Below are 3,473 nucleotides of genomic sequence, written 5' to 3' on the forward strand. Positions count from 1 at the left end.
TTGGGACGCATATACATCAACTTCGGGTCCCCGGTCGCGTTGTATGAGCGAATGGCTGAGTTGCGCGGAGAGGGCCTGAACGAGCGGCAGGTGGTCGAACGAATCGCGTTGGAAATCTGCCACCGGCTAAATCAGGCCACGCCGGTGACCGCGACGGCGGCCGTGTGCGTTGCGATGCTCGGCGCAGACCGCGCCCTGACCCTCGACGAAGTGTGCGCCACCGTAGCGCCGCTGGCTCAGTACTTGCACGACCGCGACTGGCCCGTCGCTGGGGGAGCCGATCTCACCGAGCGCGCCACCGTATCGCAAACGCTGCATGACTTGGTGGGCTCGGGTGTGCTGACCTCCTACTCCGAAGGGCCAACAACGGTGTGGGGCATCGGCGCTGACCAGCATCTGATCGTTGCGGTCTATCGCAACAGTGCAATCCATGTTCTGGTGAGGAGGGCGATCGCCGAGCTCGCCTTGCTGGCGATCGTGCGAACACCAGGAGCCACCAAGCGCGTTGGTTGGGAGAGAGCCTTAACGGTCCGCGAACTGCTCAAGTTCGACTTTTTCTTCGCCGGACGAGCTGAATTCGCCGATGAACTGTGGAATGAGTTTGCGATCATGACCGGCCATAGTCACGACCCGGACGTACCGATTGACACCGATGAGGCCACGCGAAGTCTGAATGAAAGTGACCTGCTGGTAGCTCATCTGGTGCTCAGGCCGTTCATCGACGCCTACCGAGTGGTGGCCGAGGAGTTACTGAACCTCGGTCCGGGCCGCCACGTCGACGAACAGGAATTCCTCACCAGGTGCCTTCGCCTCGCTCGGCAGTGGTCACTGCAACATCGCATCACCGAGGAATCGGTATCAGGCGACATGTTTGCCACCGCGTTGAAGATGGCGCGTCACCGGGGGCTCCTGGATACCGAGACCGCTTCAACCGACATAGCGGATGGTCGGGCAGCGCTCGTGGCCGAGCTCGAGGACCTGCAGCGGTCCATAGGCGAACTAGCCCAGATGCGCCGGGATTTCGCACCGGCTTGAGGGGGTCCCCGGAAGAATGGGATTTCGCCAACCGATGTGGTTTGGTAATATGGTAAGACCATAATCGTGGCGACTACCGTGCTGTGGCTTTCAACGAAGAGAGGCAACCGATGACCGAGTTCACCGACATCACCTACGAGGTCGACAACGGCCTGGCCTGGATCACGATCAACAGGCCCGATCGGTACAACGCGTTTCGGGCGCGAACGCTCGACGAGCTGATCCGTGCTTTCAAAACCGCTTGGGCAAGTTCAGAAGTCGGTGTGATCTGTCTGACCGGGGCGGGGGAGAAAGCCTTCTGCACCGGCGGTGACCAGAAGCAGCGCGCCGAAACTGGTGACTACGGGCCGTCCGATACCGGGCTGTTCGAGGTGGATACCTTGCATCGGGTCATCCGCGACGTGCCAAAACCGGTCATCGCTGCGGTAAACGGGTTTGCGATCGGCGGCGGCCATGTCCTGCACGTGCTGTGTGACCTGACGATCGCTGCGGACACCGCGGTCTTCGGTCAGAACGGTCCACGGGTCGGATCCTTCGACGCAGGCTTCGGCACCGGCTTTCTCGCACGGGTGGTGGGAGAAAAGCGTGCCCGCGAGATCTGGTTCTTGTGCCGCAGGTATTCGGCGGAGCAAGCAGCCGAATGGGGACTGGTCAACAAGGTGGTGCCTGCCGACGAGCTCAAGTCGGAGGTGCGGGCATGGGCGGACGAGATTTTGATGCTTTCGCCGACCTCGCTGAAGGTTCTCAAGCAGTCGTTCAACACCGATACCGAACAGTTCGCATCAGTAGGCCAGATGGCTTACTCGACTCTGAAGATGTTCGGCGAGACACCCGAAGCGCAGGAAGGCATTACCGCGTTCAACGAGAAGCGCGTGCCGGAATTCGCCGCCTACCGCGGCAACTGAGCCGATCGTCGGCTGGCGCAATCATCGGAAAGAGCATGGGCTATGACACGCATCTTTGACCCCATGGTGCTGGATGGCAAGCGCATCCTCATCACCGGCGGCGGCACGGGGCTGGGCCGTGGGGTGGCTGCGCAGCTGGTCGCGCATGGCGCCCAAGTCCATTTATGGGGTAGACGCGAAACGGTGCTGGCCGAGGCCGCCGCAGAGATCTCGGCCGGCCAGCCCGGCCGCGTCCACTACCAGGCGGTGAATGTCCGGGACTTCGATCAGGTGGCCGCTGCCATCGCCGAAATTTGGCATCGGCAAGGACCTTTGACCGGCTTGCTGAACAACGCCGCGGCGAACTTCATCGCGCCCACCGTAAGTTTGAGCCCTCGCGCATTCGACGCGGTCACTTCTACCGTGATGACCGGTTCGTTCAACACGACGCTGGCCGTCGGCAGGCGTTGGATCGCCGAAGGCCTGCATGGATCGGTGCTGTCAAACCTGACCACATGGGTATGGAGCGGTTCGGCGTTCGTGGTTCCGTCGGCCATGGCAAAGGCGGCCATACATGCGATGACAATGTCACTGGCCGTCGAGTGGGGACGCTACGGCATTCGTCTCAATGCCCTTGCGCCGGGACCGATTCCGACCGAGTACGCCTGGGAAATGCTGAATCCCACCGATAAGAGCTCGGTCGGTGCTACCCAATCAGAGCAGATCCCACTCGGTCGTCCAGGGACGATCGACGAACTCGCGAATTTGACGATCTTCGCGTTCTCCGACGCCTGCGACTATCTGACCGGGGAGACCATCGCGATGGACGGGGGCCAGCGGCTCGCCGGGCCCAATACGTTCGCCGGCCTAACGGCGATGACGGACGAGGATTGGGCGGCCGCACGCGAGCGTAGCCGGGCGGCGTCGGAGACCGCCAAGGCGGCCCGTTCGGTGTAGCTGATGGGCCACGATGATGACAGAGGCAACAAATACGGTAAGCGAGTGCGGCGTGCCCCCACTGCGGTTAGGCATGGCGGTGGTTATAGCGCTTGCCGGATTCTCCGCCGCAGTAATAGGTTTCGCGATGGAAAACACGGCGATGATCGTTGTGGGTGTGGTCGTCGGCGGCTCTGGCTCGACCACGGTCAACGCACTGGCGAACGCGGCTAACCGATGGCGTCAGCGTAGAGATTGATAGTTGTGAGCCGGGTCCCGGTTCATCCCCGACCAGGAAGGTGCGCAGTGCGAGTCATTTCATCGATCGAGGACGCTATTGAGGCGATCGGCCAAGAACTAGGCGTCAGCGACTGGACGGGAATCGACCAAAAGCGCATCGATGCGTTCGCCGACGTCACCGGGGATCACCAGTGGATTCACGTCGACCCGGACCGCGCGAGCACCGAAAGTCCCTACGGTGGAACAATTGCCCACGGATTCCTGACGCTTTCGCTGATTCCCGCGCTCAGCAAGGCCAATTTCCGTGTCGAAAACGCGAAGATGGGCATCAACTACGGACTCAACAGGGTGCGGTTTCTTGCACCGGTTCCGGCTCGC

General features: G+C 61.8%; 4 protein-coding genes. All 4 read left to right on the forward strand.

Annotated elements, in window-relative coordinates; genetic code table 11:
* Positions 1 to 1,035: lysophospholipid acyltransferase family protein (locus QOC69_RS03725; RefSeq protein WP_526436489.1), on the forward strand; the 1,035-nt coding region annotated here is incomplete at its 5' end.
* A 110-nt stretch (positions 1,036 to 1,145) separates the two neighbouring features.
* Positions 1,146 to 1,940, forward strand: a complete 795-nt coding sequence (locus tag QOC69_RS03730) for an enoyl-CoA hydratase-related protein (protein ID WP_331514722.1) — start codon at positions 1,146 to 1,148, stop codon at positions 1,938 to 1,940.
* 42 nt (positions 1,941 to 1,982) lie between these two features.
* Positions 1,983 to 2,876, forward strand: coding sequence for an SDR family oxidoreductase (locus QOC69_RS03735; protein WP_526436492.1), 894 nt, complete (start codon positions 1,983 to 1,985; stop codon positions 2,874 to 2,876).
* 285 nt (positions 2,877 to 3,161) lie between these two features.
* The coding region (locus tag QOC69_RS03740) for a MaoC family dehydratase (protein ID WP_526436494.1) at positions 3,162 to 3,473 on the forward strand (312 nt) is incomplete at its 3' end.

Origin of the sequence: Mycobacterium sp., assembly GCF_032162105.1 — a bacterium.
Lineage (GTDB): Bacteria > Actinomycetota > Actinomycetes > Mycobacteriales > Mycobacteriaceae > Mycobacterium.